This window comes from Nonomuraea sp. ATR24 (genome assembly GCF_041950485.1).
GTDB lineage: Bacteria > Actinomycetota > Actinomycetes > Streptosporangiales > Streptosporangiaceae > Nonomuraea > Nonomuraea ceibae.
Window position 1 is genome coordinate 262,446 of sequence record NZ_JBGNUU010000009.1, and the last position, 13,072, is coordinate 275,517.

Below are 13,072 nucleotides of genomic sequence, written 5' to 3' on the forward strand. Positions count from 1 at the left end.
TCGTGCCCGGATGACCCTGCGCACCGTCGAGGACGCCGTTTTGCGGGCCGGGTCTGGGGGATCGCGCTGATGGCCGTACGGGAGAAGCTGACAGGGTTGACAGCGGATGTCCGAAAAATCGGGACACGGACGCCCGATATCCGTTAGAAATTCCCTTTGTGACCACGCTCAGCAGACGCCGCCTCCTCCAGTCCGGCGCACTCGCCGTCCCCGCCCTCGCCCTCGGCGCCGCCCCCGCGCGGGCCGGGACGGCCGCCCTGCCGGCGACCGGCGTGGTGCCCGCGCAGCTGGCCGGCTTCGACGCGGCGATGAAGAAGTTCATCGCCGAACGCGACATCAGCTGCGCGCAGCTCGCCGTGGCGAAGAACGGCAAGATCCTCCTGGCCCGCGGCTACGGCAGCTACACCTACGGCCGCTACGTCAGGCTCGTGCAGCCGACCTCGCTGTTCCGGATCGCCAGCCTCAGCAAGAGCATCACCGCCGCCGCGATCGCCCGGCTCGCCCAGGACGGCAAGCTGTCCCTCGGCGACACCGTGACCGACCTGCTGGGCCTGTCCGCCGACGCCGACCCGCGCCTGGCGGACGTGACGCTGTGGCGGCTCATGCAGCACACCGGCGGCTGGGACCGGGACGCCACCCTCGACCAGCTCTGGGCCGACCACACCATCTCGGCCGCGCTCGACGTGCCGCTGCCGATCGGGCACGCGGAGATCATGCGGTACGCCACGGCCAGGAAGCTCGACTTCACACCCGGCTCCCGCTACGCCTACAGCAACTACGGCTACATGCTGCTCGGCCGCATCATCGCCAAGGTCTCCGGCATGAGCTACGAGTCGTACGTGAGGCAGCGGATCCTGGCGCCGGCCGGGATCACCCGCATGCTGCTCGGCCGGTCGGCGTCCGGCCAGCAGTACGCCGCCGAGGTGCGCTACCAGTCGGTCTACACCCGCAAGAGCGTGCTCGACGACGGCGGCGCGACGGTCCCGTACCCGTACGGCGGCTTCAACATGGCCAACCAGGACGCCAACGGCGGCTGGCTGGGCTCGGCCGTCGACCTGGTCAAGTGGGGCTTCGCCTTCGACCGGGCCGGGCCGGTGCTGAACGCCACCTCGATCGGCCGGGTCTTCGCCAAGCCGGAGATCGGCGTCGGGTCCGGCGGCTCCTGGTACGGGCTCGGCTGGCAGGTCCGCGAGAACAACGTGGGCGGCCTCAACACCTGGCACACCGGCTCGATGCCGGGCACGTTCGGCTTCCTGGCCAGGATCCAGCACGGGGTGAGCTACTGCGCGCTGTTCAACCGCAGGCAGGAGGGCGACGCGCCGTCGTTCGGCGCGATCGACGGGATCCTGGGCACGGCGACGGGCGGCGTGTCCTCCTGGCCGACGACCGACCTGACCCCGCGCTACTTCTAGCCGGCGACGCGGTAGTGCAGGCCGGTGGCCTGCGGGGCTCGTCCAGCATTTCCGCCGCCAGGCACTGGCGGGCCACGTCGGCGCCGATGACGTTGACGTACCGGTCCCCGGCGGCCCGCCGGGCCTCGGCCACGGCGGTGCGGAGGTCGCCGACGAACGTGACGCCCGGGACCGGCGCCGAGGGCGGGCGGTGGGTGAGGACGAACTGCGGCCCGTCCCACCCGCCGCCGAACGCCTTGCCCTCCCGCTCGGGATCGCCCCGGTGCGGGTCGTCCCCGCCGAACGAGCGCCTGCCCGCCAGGATCGCCCCGACCCGGCCCACGAGCCTGTCCGCCATCGGGTCGGGACCGAGGTACGGGGTCAGCCAGGACATGTCGCCGCCCGGGCCGGTGATGAAGCCGTCGAGCGACATGGTCGCCGAATAGAGCATCTTCGCCATGATCTGCCTCCTTGGGACACAGACCGGCGGACGGGCGAAAATTCATCGCGCCCGCGTACTTGTCCGATGATTCGGGCATGCGGCGAGGGCCGGATCCGGCAAGATGATCAGCCGGTGGTCCCCGGACGGCGGGGACGGTTGAGAAGGGCTGGCCGAATGCGCGGGTCGACGACGATCCTCCTTGCCGCGGCACTGTCGATCGGAGGGGGCCTGGTGACTCCCGCGTACGCGGCCGCCTCCGCCGCCACTCCGGAGCGGGTGTGCGGTTCCGGGTTCGCCCGGGTCGCGCACGGCAAGCAGGCCGTGCGGACGCCCTCCAAGCGGGTCCTCGGGTACGTCTACCTGCTGTACAACCGCAGGACCGGCTACAACTGCGTCACCACGTTCAAGTCCTCGAACCTCGGCGTCCGCACCTTCGTCATGGCCACGATCACGACGCAGACGCGCGGCGCCAACGGGCGCGCGAGCGGCGAGAACGAGGGCCGGAGCGTCAAGCACTACCTGGGGCCGGTGAAGACCTACGGCAAGGGCCGGTGCGTCAGCTACATGGGGTCGATCCAGGATGGCGGGCCCCGTGCCGCCGTGGGCAAGTCGCGCTGGAAGTCCTGGGGCAGATGCGGCTGAACCGCTCACCGGTGCACGGGGGACGGAGACGCGTGCTGAAGGGCGGGGCCGAGCAGGAGCCCGCCGTCGATGACGTACTCCGAACCGGTGATGAACGACGCGTCCGATGACGTGAGGAAGAGGAGCAGGCTGGTGACGTCGGCAGGCTCTCCGAGGCGGGGGACGGCGAACGGCTCGGGCGAGTAGAAGTCGGCGATCGCCACGGTGGCGCCGGCCGCCGGCTCCTGGATGAAGGGGGTCGCGATCACGCCGGGGTGGATGGCGTTCACCCGGATGCGGTCGCGGCCGAGTTCGAGTGCCGCCGTCCGGGTGAGACCTCGTACCGCCCACTTGCCGGCGACGTACGGCGCGTAGTGAGCCGTGCCGCCCAGGCCCATGGTCGAGCCGATGTTGACGATGGCTCCCCCCGCCGCGCGGCGCAGAGCCGGGGCGGCGGCCTTGATGCCGAGGAAGGTCCCGGTGAGGTTGATGCCGAGGATGCGTGACCAGGTGGCCTGGTCCGTGTCCTCGATCGGCGCCGGCGGGTTCTGTACGCCGGCGTTGTTGACGAGCACGTTCAGGGCGCCGAAGGCGCTTTCGGCGGCCAGCACGGCGGCGGACCACGAGCTCTCGTCGGTGACGTCGAGGCGGGTGAAGTGAGCACGGGGCCCGAGCTCGTCGGCGAGGGCGGCGCCCCGATCGGCGTCGATGTCGCCGATCACCACGTTCGCCCCCTCCGCGTGGAAGGCGCGTACGTGGCTCGAGCCCTGGCCGCCGGTCCCGCCGGTCACGAGCACGGTCTGGTTGTCGAAGCGGTTCATCGGATGTTCCTTCGGTACGAGGGAGGGATGGTGAGCTGAGTGGCTCACCACACTGCTTGACAGTAGATCGGCGGCAATGGTGAGTCAAGCCACTCGTCTTGTATGCTCGGCCCATGAGCAAGGTCGTGACGACGTACCACCAGCGCGTCGCCCAGGAGAAGCGCGCGCTGATCGTGACGGCCGCGACCGAGCTGTTCCTCGAGCTGGGCTACGACCGCACGTCACTGGCGCGGATCGCGGAGCGCTCGGGCGTTTCGCGGGCCACCCTGTTCAAGCAGTTCCCGACCAAGGCCGCCCTGTTCGACGCCATCGTCACCGAGTCCTGGGCCACCGCTGACGAGGAGGATCCTCCGCCGGCAGGCGACATCGTCGCCGGGCTCGGCGCCATCGGCCGCCGCTACGCCGAGCTGCTGAGCCGCCCCCAGATGACCGACCTGTTCCGCATCGTCATCGCCGAGCTGCCGCGCTTTCCCGAGCTCGCCAATGCGCAGTTCTCGCACGGGAAGCTGCCCTACTTCGAGTCCGTACGCGGCTACCTCCTGGCCGAGCACGAGGCGGGCACGGTGCGGATCGAGGACGTGGAGCTCGCGGCCACCCAGTTCCTGGGCATGATCTCCAACTACGTCTTCTGGCCGGCACTCCTCGTGCCGGGCTGGAAGGTGAGCGCCGAACGCGTCGCTCAGGTGGTCGACGAGGCCGTCCGCACCGTCGCCGCCCGCTACGCCCTGCCCGGATCGGGGACGCGCGCCCGTGGTGGCCGGTCCTGAGGTGCGGCGTCCGGCGTGCCGCGGCGCCTCCCGCGCGGGGAACTCAGGTCAGCGCAGGTAGCCGGCGCCGTTGAGGTCGAGGATGGCGCCACCGGCCCACTCGGCCTCCGGGGAGGCCGGGCGGTCCGCTCATTCCCAGGACGTTACCAGCGGGACGCTCTTGTCATTTAGGTCACACTCCTCTAGAACGGGATTTTAGAAACACCTTCCAATCGTGAGGAGGGCCCGTTGGCCGAGGTCGTTGCGGAGAAGCGCCGGCGCCTGGGAGCGCCACTCAGCCGGGGAATCAGTGCCACCGATCTCGCGCCCTTCGGCTGGGCGCCCCTGGTCGTCCTGTTCCTCGTCGGCCTGGTGGACCGGATCGAGGCCAGCCTGCTGTCCGGCGTGCTGCCCCTGCTCCAGGCGGAATGGGGGATCAGCGACACCGCCGCCGGGTCCATCCCGACCGCCGCCGCGCTGGCCGCCGCCGCCGTGGCGCTGCCCGCCGGATACCTGTCCGACCGGTTCAACCGGACCCGGATCATCGCCGTCGTCGTGTTCTGCTGGAGCCTGGCCACGCTGGGGTCCGGTCTCGCCACCGGGTTCGCCATCTTCTTCGCGATGCGGGTGTTCCTCGCGGCGGCGGAGAACATCGACAACCCCGCCTCCGGAAGCCTGCTCGCCGACTACTATCCGCCGCTGACCAGGGCCAAGGCGTACGGGCTCGTCCGCATCACCACCTACCTGGGCGGCATCGGCACCGCGCTGGGCGGCATCCTCGGCCAGGCCGTGGGCTGGCGGGCCACGTTCATGATCATGGCGATCCCGGGGGCGCTGACGGCGCTGCTCGTGTGGTGGCTCAGGGAGCCGCCGCGCGGCTTCCTCGACCGGGTGATCGCCCTGCGCTCCGACCAGCCGCAGCCCGTGCCCGAGGCCACCGGGCCGGGCAAGGTCACCGCGCTGTCCGACCGGCTGAGCGAGCGGCTGCGGTTCGGCAGGCAGTTCCGCCTGATGCTGAAGATCCCCACCCTCACCCTGGTCTGCGTCGGCCTGATGTCGCTCACCCTCGGCCTGGCCGGGATCGCGTTCTGGATGCCGACCCTCATGGTCAGGAACCTCGGCGTCGCCGCCGGCACCGCCGCCTCACTGGCCGGCCTGATCAGCGTCGCCGGCGTCGTCGGCGGCACGCTCATCGGCGCCTACTTCGGCCGGCGCATGCACGCCACCCGCAAGGGCGGCCGGCTCCTCGTCGGCGGCACCGGCATCACGCTCGGCGCGCTCACCCAGGCCGCCGCGATCTCCATGGACTCGCTGCCGCTGTTCGTGACGCTGCTGCTGACCTCGTCGCTGCTGTCGGCCACCGCCATCCCGAACATGACGGCCTCGCTCGCCGACGTGGTCGGCGCCGATTCGCGCGGGCTCGGCTTCGCCGTGCTGCAACTGTTCATCACGGCCGGCGCCGCGTTCGGGCCGCTGCTGGTCGGCGTCTCGTCCGACAGCAGCGGCTCCCTCGTGACCGCCATGTACGTGCTGATCGTCCCGATGGTGCTCGGCGGCCTGCTCTGCCTGGCCGCGCGCGGCTTCTTCGAACGCGACGCCCAGCGCGTGCTCGACGCCGCCCGCGACTCCGCCTGACCAGCCACAGCTCGACTACCAGCGCCCGTGCACCTGCGGGCGGATCAGCTCGTCGTAGACGTCCCGTACGGCCCGCAGCGTGCTCTCCGGCAGCGGCGGGAGAGCCGCGGCGGCCGCGTTGGCCGCCGCCTGGGCCGGGTTGCGGGCGCCCGGGATGACGACGGACACGCCCGGCTGGTCGAGGATCCAGCGCAGCGCGAACTGCGCCGTCGTCGCCCCCTCCGGCACCAGCGGGGCCAGCCGGCGCACCGCCTCCAGCCCGGTCTCGAACCCGACACCCGAGAACGTCTCGCCCACGTCGAACGCCTCCCCGTGCCGGTTGAAGCTGCGGTGGTCGTCCGGCGCGAACGTGGTCTTCTCGTCGTAGCGGCCCGACAGCAGCCCGCTGGCCAGCGGGACCCGGGCGATGATCCCCACGCCCGCCTCCCGCGCCGCGGGCAGCACGCGCTCCAGCGGCTTGAGCCGGAACGCGTTCAGGATGATCTGCACGCTCGCCACGCCGGGACGGGCGATCGCGGTCAGCGCCTCCTCGCACGTCTCCACGCTCACCCCGTAGGCGGCGATCCGCTCCTCGGCCACCAGCGTGTCGAGCGCGTCGAACACCGCGTCGTCGGAGAACACCGCCGTCGGCGGGCAGTGCAACTGCACCAGGTCGATCGTGTCGACGCCCAGGTTGCGGCGGGAGCGGTCGTTCCAGGCGCGGAAGTTGTCCAGCACGTAGTTCGACGGCACCTGCTCCACCCGGCGGCCCATCTTGGTGGCCACGGTCAGCTCCGGGCGTCCCTGGGCGAAGCGGCCGACGATCCGCTCGCTGCGGCCGTCGCCGTACACGTCGGCCGTGTCGACGAACGTCACGCCCGCCTCCGTGGCGGCAGCCAGCGTCGCGAGCGCCTCGTCCTCGCTCACCTGACCCCAGTCGGCGCCGAGCTGCCAGGCGCCCAGCCCGACCACGCCGACCTGGCGGCCGGTGCGTCCCAATACGCGGTGTTCCATGGGGGTAACCCTGTCATATGACAGTCGAAGAGGAGTTACGACGCCACCCGGCGGTGGCCGACTGCGCCGTCGTCAGCGTCAGGACCGGCTCCGGAGGGCCGAAACTGATCGCGTACGTGGTGCCGGACGGCGAGGTCACCGGCGAGGAGCTGCGGGCCTACCTGGTGGAGCGGCTGCCGGGGCGGCGGCTGCCGCGGTTCGTCACGCTGGTGCGGGCGCTGCCGCGCACGGCCGACGGGCGGGTCGACCACCGCGCGCTGCCGTTGCCGGTGCGCGCCACGGCCACGCCCTCCGGAGGGAAGGGCGGCGACTGGCAGCCCTCGACCGGCGTCGCGATGGCCATCTCCGCCGCGGTCTCCGCGGTCGCCGCCTACCTGCTGACGGACGTGCTGTGGCCGTACTCCACGGACCTGTCGGCCGTGCCGCCGCCGTGGGCGGGCCTGTTCGCGGTGCTCTACCTGTTCGAGTGCGCGGCGTTCGGGCTCGGCGTGGCCTTCCTGCTGTCGGGGCGCACGCTGCTGGCGCGGCTGGACAGGCCGCCAGGGGTGAGCGCGGCGGCGCACCTGGCGATCACGTGGCTGCTGGCCGCCTGGTGGCCGCAGGACAACTTCTACCGGCTCGCCGCCAAGACCGACTGGCCCCTGCAGGCCGCGCTCGTGTACGGGTTCAACGTCACCCTGATGATCGCCGCAGCCGTGGTCGTCGCCTTCGTGGCCGCCCGACCTCGGTGAACGCGAGCGCCTCGTTGGCGGCCCGTACGGCGGCCTCGGCCCGGTCGAGGGCGTCCGCCGTGCGGGCGGCCAGGGCGACGCCCAGGTACGGCCACGGCTCCATCGCGGCCACCGGGATCGTCGGCAGGAACGTCACGCCGAGCCCCCGGCACTCCCGCGCGACCTCGTCCAGATGCCCGCGCAGCGCCGCCGGGGGCAGCCGCGCGCCCAGCGGCAGCCGGTCCAGCGCCCGGACCAGATGCCGCCCGCCGCGCAGCGCGTCGAGCCGGGCTCGCAGGGTGTGGGCGGCCGCCGGGCCGGTCAGGCGCAGGTTGATCTCCGTCGGAGCCAGGCGTCCCGCCGGGTCGGTCACGAAGTCGACGTCGTACCAGCCCCGGTAGCCGTGCTCCGCGAGCGCCCGGCCCACCGCCGTGCCGAACCGGGCGGCCGTGGTCGCCAGCTCTGCGGGCAGCACGCCGGGGCCGGTGGTGACGCCCTGGTAGCGGGGGCCCTCGACCCGCATCAAGCCGGTCCCCACCGGGTGGACCGCGCCGTGGTCGTCGACGACGGCGTCGAACGTCGGGTCGCGGTACGGCCCGGAGCCGGGCACGTACTCCTCCACCAGCACGCCGGCGCGGGCCCACCGCCGCCCGGCCCGGCGCGTGCCGCCGTCGAGGATCAGCGTGCCGGAGCCGCCGACGCCGTACTCGGTCTTCAGCACCAGCGGCACGCCCGAGGCCAGCTCCCGGCGCAGCTCCCGGCGGGAGCCGACCGGCCGCTGCGCCGGCACGACGATCCCCGGATGGTCCGGCGCCAGCGCGCGGAAGAGCTCGTGCGCGCCGCGCTTGGACTCGAACCGGGCGATCGCGGCCAGCACCCGGCCCGGCGTGGGGACGATCCGGGCGAACTGCTCGGTACGGCCCCACGGCAGCACCGGCCCCGGCGCCGACGCCAGCCGCCGCGCCAGCGCGGGCCGCCTCCCGATCGCCGCCGACACCGCGCCGTCCGGGGCGATGCCGTCGTGCACCTCGACCTCGCCCCAGCCGAGCTCGTCCGCCAGCCCGTCGATCCACGCCCGGTCCACCGGCACCGGCAGCACCACGGCCTCCGGCAGCGGCCCAGCGAACACCGCCATGCACGCGTAGTGGTCCGGCCCCGGCGGCGCGCCGTTGAACTCCGCCACGTTCCCCACGTGCACCGCCGGCCGCCCGCCGGTCCACGCCGCCACCCACGACGGCTCCGGCGCCGGCGGCCATGCCACCAGCCGCGCCACCAGCCGCGCCGGACCGCACTCCACCGCGCCCATCGCCGTGTAGAACCCCACCGCGTGCGGGTCGGCCTCGATCACCAGCCGCGCGAACCCGGCCCGGCCCGCCTCCCGCAGCGCGTGCCCGTACAGCGCCCGGCCCACGCCGCCGCCGATCGCCGCCGGCTCCACGAACAGCATGCCCAGCACCCCGTCCGGCGGCTCCCCGTCGACCGTGACGAACCCCAGCACCCGGCCGTCCCGCTCGGCCACCGTCACCCGGCGCGCCGCCACCTCCTCCGGCAGCAGCCGCAACTCCTCCCGGAACGTCTCCTCATACCCCCAGTACGCCTTCGACCGCACCGCCAGCTCGCTCAGCCACCCGGCCTCCTCCGCGCGCGCCGCCCTCAGCCGTAACGCCATGCCAGCATGCTGTCAGCGGGTCAACATGGGGAAAACCCGGATGCGGGGCGGAAGACGCCTCTAGTATCGCTGCGTGGGTGATCGAGCACACTTCGTGATCAAACGGCACGGCTCCTGGAGCCTGCGCTACTCCCCGTGGGCCGGCTACGACCTGGAGCTGGAGCTGCTGCCCGGCCCCGCCGCCGGCCTCGCCCACGCCGAACGCCAGCGGGCCGACACCACCTTCATGAACGAGATCCTGTGCACCGGGGCCGCGCTCGTCGACGTGGACGAGCAGCGGCTGCTGTGGTTCTCGCCGTGCCGCGCCGACCCGTCCTACCGGTGGGCGGCGCTGCGCGTGCTGGCCACCACCTGGGCGGGCTGGCGGGTCGAATGGGCCTACGACGGCCTGGCCGACCTGGTCCGCGCCGTCGGCGAGGACCCCGCCGGGGTGGCCGCGCCCCGGTCGATGCCGGTGCCGCCCGGCGTGCGCACGCCCGAGGAGCTCGCGGCCAGGATGCCGATGCTCTGGCTCGACCCCGCCGTCCACCCGCCCGGGAGCCCGCTGCCCGCCTCCCTGCCCACCTGGCCCGACACGCTTCGGCGGGCCGCGCCGGGCGAGCCCGTGTGCCTGGTCACCGTCGCCCGCGCCGGGACCGTGCGCGGCTACCCGGTCAGCCCGCCCGTCGACGCCGTCATCGGCCACGGGCCCGCCTCCCTCGACACGTACGCGGCCTGGGAGCCCGTCCCCGCGTGGCCGGACGCGCCGACGGCGGGGATCCACCTCGACGCCGACACGCGCACGGCGGGCGTGTGGACGACCCGTGACCTCGCCCAGGTCCTCCCCGACGCGCCGCGGCTGTGGCCCGGCTGGCGCTGGGAGCCCTGGCAGGACCGGCACGCCGAGCACCTGCGCCGCTGTGCCCCCGCCGTCACCTTCCCCGGGCCTTCGCTGCGGACCGGCCTGCTCACGCTCGCCGCCGCCTTCCACGAGCACCGCCACGGCGGCCCCGCCACCCGCGGGATCAGCGCCCTGCTCGGCCTCACCGCCTCCGTGATGCTGGACGAGCGCGCCGTCCTGCGCGCTATCGACGACCTGCGCGCCTGACCGGACTGTCGGGGGCCGCCGCTAGGGTCCCCGACATGTGGAAGGACCTGCTCAAGACCATCAAGACCGGTGACACGGCCGCCGGCTCCACCCGCTTCGCCCAGGAGGCGCGCAGGCTGCACCGGCTGCTCACGGGGGTGACGGCGGACCGCTCGTCAGGAGAGTGACACCAGGTCGCGGTAGTCGTCGTTCCACAGGTCCTCCTCCGCGTCCGGCAGCAGCAGGACGCGGTCCGGGCGCAGGGCGTCGACGGCCCCCTCGTCGTGGGTGACCATTACGATCGCCCCCGGGTACGAGCCGACCGCCGCCAGGACCTCGTCCCGGGACGCCGGGTCGAGGTTGTTGGTCGGCTCGTCCAGCAGCAGTACGTTCGCCCCGGAATGCACCAGACCGGCCAGCGCCAGCCGGGTCTTCTCGCCGCCGCTCAGCACCCCGGCCGGCTTGCCGGCGTCGTCGCCCGAGAACAGGAACGCCCCCAGCACCCCCCGCGCCTCGCCGTCCGTCAGATGCGGGGCCGCCGCCGCCAGGTTCTCCCGTACGGTCCGCGCCGGGTCGAGCGTGTCGTGCTCCTGGGCGAAGTAGCCCAGCCGCAGCCCGTGCCCGCGCACCACCCGGCCGCTGTCCGGCTCCTCGTCCCCGGCCAGCAGCCGCAGCAGCGTCGTCTTGCCCGCTCCGTTGAACCCCAGCACGACCAGGCGGCTGCCCCGGTCCACCGCCAGGTCCACGCCGTCCAGCACGCGGTGGCCGTCGTAGGACTTGGTCAGGCTGATCGCGCCGAGCGGCGTGCGCCCGCAGGGGGCCGGGTCGGGCAGCCGGATGCGCGCCACCCGGTCAGCCCGGCGGGCCGGCTCCAGGTCCGCCAGCATGCGGTCGGCGCGGCGGGCCATGCTCCTGGCCATCGTGGCGGTCGCCGAGCGGGCCTTCATCCGGTCCGCCTGGGCGTGCAGCGCGGCGGCCTTGCGTTCGGCGTTCGCCCGCTGCCGGGTGCGCCGCCGCTCGTCGCTCCCGCGCTGCGCCAGGTAGGCACGCCAGCCGGTGTTGTGCACGTCGATCGTGGCGCGGTGCGGGTCCAGGTGGAAGATCCGGTTGGCGACCGCCTCCAGCAGGCCGGTGTCGTGGCTGATCACCACCAGGCCGCCCCGGTGCCCCTGGAGGAAGCCGCGCAGCCAGGTGAGCGAGTCGGCGTCCAGGTGGTTGGTCGGCTCGTCCAGCAGCAGGACGCCGTCGTGGCCGGCGAACAGGATGCGGGCCAGCTCGGCGCGCCGCCGCTGGCCGCCGGACAGCGTCGCGAGCGGCTGGTCCATCAGCCGCGCGGGCAGCCCCAGCCCGGCGGCCACGCGCGCAGCCTCGGCCTCCGCCGCGTAGCCGCCGCCCGCCTGGAACGCCGCCTCGGCCCGCGCGTACTCCGCCATGGCCCGCTCCAGCGCGGCCTCGTCGCGGGCCCCGGCCATCGCGGCCTCGGCGGCCCGCAACCGCCGCACGGCCTCCCCGAGCCCCCGCGCCCCGAGAATCCGCCCCGCCACCGTCAGCGCCGACCCTTCGGGGGAGTGAAACGCGACGCCTCCGCCCTGCCCTGCGGGCGAGCCTGGGGTGGCGGCCCCGCTCGGTCCTGCGGGAGAGAGCGGGGTGGCGGGCCCTCTTGGGCCCTCGGGGGAGTCCCAGGTCCCGTTCGGCGCCTTTCCGGCGGGGCGGGAGGTGGGGCGGGCGTCCTGGGAGAGGTAGGCGGTGGGGCCGGTGGCGGTGATGGTGCCCGCGGCCGGGCGGGCGTGACCGGCGAGCGCGGTCAGCAGGGTGGTCTTGCCCGCTCCGTTGCGGCCGACGAGGCCGATGCGGTCGCCGGGGGAGACGGTGAAGGACACGCCGGACAGCAGCAGGCGGGAACCCGCGCGCAGCTCGACGTCACGAACGGTGATCATGGAATGACGCTCCGAGAAAGCTGAGGACACACTTCTGGCGTGGAAGCGGGTCCTCAGCTAGGAAACTCGGGGCGTCGACATGGCACCAGGTTACGCGATGTTGCCGCACAGCCGCATATCGGGAGATGGTTGCCATGACGTCGGGCGATCAGATCGCTGACGGGAAGGGAAGCGCACATGACGGCGCCGGGCGAGCTGGAGCGGGCGGCGTACGCCGCGTGGGACCGCGAGGACTGGGACGGCGCGGTGCGGGGCCTGACCGAGCTGGTGGCGCTGGAGCCCGACGGCGAGCGGAGCCCGGCGTGGTGGTTCGACCTGGCGCTGGCGCACAAGTTCCGCAAGGACTGGGCGCACGCGTACGAGATCGGCAAGGAGGCGGTGGCCCGCTATCCGCGCGGCGAGCAGGAGCCGGCGTTCTGGAACCTCGGCATCGCCGCCACGATCATGCGTGACTGGGCGACCGCCAGGGACGCCTGGGCCGGCTACGGTCTGACGCTGCCGCCGGGCGAGGGGGAGATCGACGCCGATCTCGGCATGGCGTGCGTGCGGCTGGAGCCGGACGGCGAGCCGGAGGTGGTGTGGGTGCGGCGGGTGTGCCCGGCGCGGGCCAGGGTCGTCAGCGTGCCGCTGGCGGCCGACCGCAGGTTCGGCGAGATCGTGCTGCACGACGGCGCGCCCAGCGGCGAGCGGGTGGTGGAGGGGGTGCGCTATCCGGTGTTCGACGAGCTGATGCTGTGGGCGACGTCCGACCTGCCGACGCTGTCGGTCACCGTCACGGGGAGCGGCGCGGACGTGGTGGAGCTGGTGGAGCTGTTCGCGGCGGCCGGGCTGGGCGCCGAGCCGGCCGGGAACGTGCGGGTGCTGTGCGCCTGTTGCAGCGAGGGCAGTGTGGAGCAGGAGCGGCACGCCGCCGAGGGCGGCACCCAGCGGATGTGGCTGGCGGCGCCGCCGTCTCGGGCGGCCGAGCTGCTGGCCGGGTGGCGCGGGCGCGCCCCGGGACGCGACTGGACGGATCTGGGCGAGGCCCACACGTGATCACCG

The 13,072-nt window shown here is 73.7% G+C and carries 13 protein-coding genes; 8 read left to right on the forward strand and 5 right to left on the reverse strand.

Annotated features, from left to right (window positions below; all coding sequences use genetic code 11):
• Positions 1 to 158 precede the first annotated feature (158 nt).
• The gene (locus ACBI99_RS23520; protein ID WP_357588518.1) at positions 159 to 1,412 is read left to right on the forward strand and encodes a serine hydrolase domain-containing protein; all 1,254 of its coding nucleotides are present in this window, start codon (positions 159 to 161) and stop codon (positions 1,410 to 1,412) included.
• On the opposite strand, the gene ACBI99_RS23525 is transcribed toward ACBI99_RS23520, so the two are convergent.
• The gene (locus tag ACBI99_RS23525; RefSeq protein ID WP_375073471.1) at positions 1,294 to 1,851 is read right to left on the reverse strand and encodes a dihydrofolate reductase family protein; all 558 of its coding nucleotides are present in this window, start codon (positions 1,849 to 1,851) and stop codon (positions 1,294 to 1,296) included. The genes ACBI99_RS23520 and ACBI99_RS23525 overlap by 119 nt on opposite strands.
• Positions 1,852 to 2,064: 213 nt before the next feature.
• Here ACBI99_RS23525 and ACBI99_RS23530 point away from each other — a divergent pair, with 213 nt between their 5' ends.
• On the forward strand, positions 2,065 to 2,475 hold the full coding sequence (locus tag ACBI99_RS23530; RefSeq protein ID WP_375073472.1) for a hypothetical protein: 411 nt from the start codon (positions 2,065 to 2,067) through the stop codon (positions 2,473 to 2,475).
• 5 nt (positions 2,476 to 2,480) lie between these two features.
• Here ACBI99_RS23530 and ACBI99_RS23535 read toward each other — a convergent pair whose 3' ends face one another.
• Positions 2,481 to 3,275 (reverse strand): glucose 1-dehydrogenase, encoded by a 795-nt coding sequence (locus tag ACBI99_RS23535; protein ID WP_375073473.1) that lies wholly within the window; start codon positions 3,273 to 3,275, stop codon positions 2,481 to 2,483.
• Positions 3,276 to 3,388: 113 nt separating this feature from the next.
• Between ACBI99_RS23535 and ACBI99_RS23540 the strand changes: the two genes are divergently transcribed.
• Positions 3,389 to 4,042, forward strand: a complete 654-nt coding sequence (locus tag ACBI99_RS23540) for a TetR/AcrR family transcriptional regulator (RefSeq protein WP_357588514.1) — start codon at positions 3,389 to 3,391, stop codon at positions 4,040 to 4,042.
• Between the two features lie 228 nt (positions 4,043 to 4,270).
• The gene (locus tag ACBI99_RS23545) at positions 4,271 to 5,656 is read left to right on the forward strand and encodes an MFS transporter (protein WP_375073474.1); all 1,386 of its coding nucleotides are present in this window, start codon (positions 4,271 to 4,273) and stop codon (positions 5,654 to 5,656) included.
• 15 nt (positions 5,657 to 5,671) lie between these two features.
• On the opposite strand, the gene ACBI99_RS23550 is transcribed toward ACBI99_RS23545, so the two are convergent.
• Complete coding sequence (locus ACBI99_RS23550; protein WP_357588512.1) at positions 5,672 to 6,649, reverse strand: aldo/keto reductase; 978 nt, start codon at positions 6,647 to 6,649, stop codon at positions 5,672 to 5,674.
• A 17-nt stretch (positions 6,650 to 6,666) separates the two neighbouring features.
• Here ACBI99_RS23550 and ACBI99_RS23555 point away from each other — a divergent pair, with 17 nt between their 5' ends.
• Positions 6,667 to 7,380, forward strand: a complete 714-nt coding sequence (locus ACBI99_RS23555) for a hypothetical protein (protein WP_219510059.1) — start codon at positions 6,667 to 6,669, stop codon at positions 7,378 to 7,380.
• On the opposite strand, the gene ACBI99_RS23560 is transcribed toward ACBI99_RS23555, so the two are convergent.
• On the reverse strand, positions 7,322 to 9,028 hold the full coding sequence (locus ACBI99_RS23560; protein WP_375073475.1) for a GNAT family N-acetyltransferase: 1,707 nt from the start codon (positions 9,026 to 9,028) through the stop codon (positions 7,322 to 7,324). The genes ACBI99_RS23555 and ACBI99_RS23560 overlap by 59 nt on opposite strands.
• Positions 9,029 to 9,101: 73 nt before the next feature.
• Here ACBI99_RS23560 and ACBI99_RS23565 point away from each other — a divergent pair, with 73 nt between their 5' ends.
• On the forward strand, positions 9,102 to 10,115 hold the full coding sequence (locus ACBI99_RS23565; protein ID WP_357588508.1) for a hypothetical protein: 1,014 nt from the start codon (positions 9,102 to 9,104) through the stop codon (positions 10,113 to 10,115).
• 35 nt (positions 10,116 to 10,150) lie between these two features.
• Complete coding sequence (locus ACBI99_RS23570) at positions 10,151 to 10,282, forward strand: hypothetical protein (protein WP_375073476.1); 132 nt, start codon at positions 10,151 to 10,153, stop codon at positions 10,280 to 10,282.
• Here ACBI99_RS23570 and ACBI99_RS23575 read toward each other — a convergent pair.
• A complete protein-coding gene (locus tag ACBI99_RS23575; protein WP_375073477.1) occupies positions 10,271 to 12,031 on the reverse strand; it encodes an ATP-binding cassette domain-containing protein in 1,761 nt (586 codons plus the stop codon). The two genes, ACBI99_RS23570 and ACBI99_RS23575, sit on opposite strands and share 12 nt — an antisense overlap.
• A gap of 177 nt (positions 12,032 to 12,208) precedes the next feature.
• Here ACBI99_RS23575 and ACBI99_RS23580 point away from each other — a divergent pair, with 177 nt between their 5' ends.
• Positions 12,209 to 13,066, forward strand: a complete 858-nt coding sequence (locus ACBI99_RS23580; RefSeq protein WP_375073478.1) for a tol-pal system YbgF family protein — start codon at positions 12,209 to 12,211, stop codon at positions 13,064 to 13,066.
• Positions 13,067 to 13,072 lie beyond the last annotated feature (6 nt).

Bases quoted from the DNA above. Each gene is read 5' to 3' on its own strand.
- ACBI99_RS23555 (WP_219510059.1), top strand. From the start codon at position 6,667: ATGACAGTCGAAGAGGAGTTACGACGCCACCCGGCGGTGGCCGACTGC.
- ACBI99_RS23575 (WP_375073477.1), bottom strand. From the start codon at position 12,031: ATGATCACCGTTCGTGACGTCGAGCTGCGCGCGGGTTCCCGCCTGCTG.
- ACBI99_RS23535 (WP_375073473.1), bottom strand. From the start codon at position 3,275: ATGAACCGCTTCGACAACCAGACCGTGCTCGTGACCGGCGGGACCGGC.
- ACBI99_RS23560 (WP_375073475.1), bottom strand. From the start codon at position 9,028: ATGGCGTTACGGCTGAGGGCGGCGCGCGCGGAGGAGGCCGGGTGGCTG.
- ACBI99_RS23540 (WP_357588514.1), top strand. From the start codon at position 3,389: ATGAGCAAGGTCGTGACGACGTACCACCAGCGCGTCGCCCAGGAGAAG.
- ACBI99_RS23550 (WP_357588512.1), bottom strand. From the start codon at position 6,649: ATGGAACACCGCGTATTGGGACGCACCGGCCGCCAGGTCGGCGTGGTC.
- ACBI99_RS23525 (WP_375073471.1), bottom strand. From the start codon at position 1,851: ATGGCGAAGATGCTCTATTCGGCGACCATGTCGCTCGACGGCTTCATC.
- ACBI99_RS23570 (WP_375073476.1), top strand. From the start codon at position 10,151: ATGTGGAAGGACCTGCTCAAGACCATCAAGACCGGTGACACGGCCGCC.
- ACBI99_RS23580 (WP_375073478.1), top strand. From the start codon at position 12,209: ATGACGGCGCCGGGCGAGCTGGAGCGGGCGGCGTACGCCGCGTGGGAC.